The following is a 496-nucleotide window of genomic DNA, read 5'->3' as shown; positions in this document are numbered from 1 at the left end:
ATACCATATCTCGATAAATAAATATGATTCAAAGAATTGTCCTACATTTTATTCGAGCTTGCATCTAGGCAATTAGAAATTTAAGCGGAATTTTTTCCTAAATAAAACTGAATAAATTCCGACAACACCATCACGGTCAGTTTTTGGATTATCAGAATAATTAAATAATACCGTCCGACTTTAAAATCCATTATCGTAAATTAATATCATCGCTTCTTAGGAGGAAGATAAATCATCATCCCGGGATAAACTAAGTCGAGGTTTTCAATCTTAGGAAAGCGAGCATTAAGGTCGACTAATTGTTTAAAAGTAATGCCATTTTCTCTAGCCAACTTATAAAGATAATCCCCTTCCTTCAAATAATACACTTCAAATACAGATTCATCAGCAGTCTCTAATATTTCAAGCATTTCGTCATCAGAATAAGATTCAATTACATCGACTACAGGTTCTACATCAATATCTGGAACTGAATTAACCGGCTCAGTTAGCTTTT

1 protein-coding gene is annotated in these 496 nt (G+C 32.7%); it reads right to left on the bottom strand.

Annotated elements, in window-relative coordinates:
• Positions 1–206 precede the first annotated feature (206 nt).
• Positions 207–496: LysM peptidoglycan-binding domain-containing protein (locus QTN94_RS20430; RefSeq protein ID WP_331428690.1), on the bottom strand; the 290-nt coding region annotated here is incomplete at its 5' end.

Source organism: Vibrio sp. M250220 (assembly GCF_036533795.1).
Lineage (GTDB): Bacteria > Pseudomonadota > Gammaproteobacteria > Enterobacterales > Vibrionaceae > Vibrio.
Note: the sequence above shows the minus strand (reverse complement) of the source record. Positions and strands in the feature narration are given on the sequence as shown.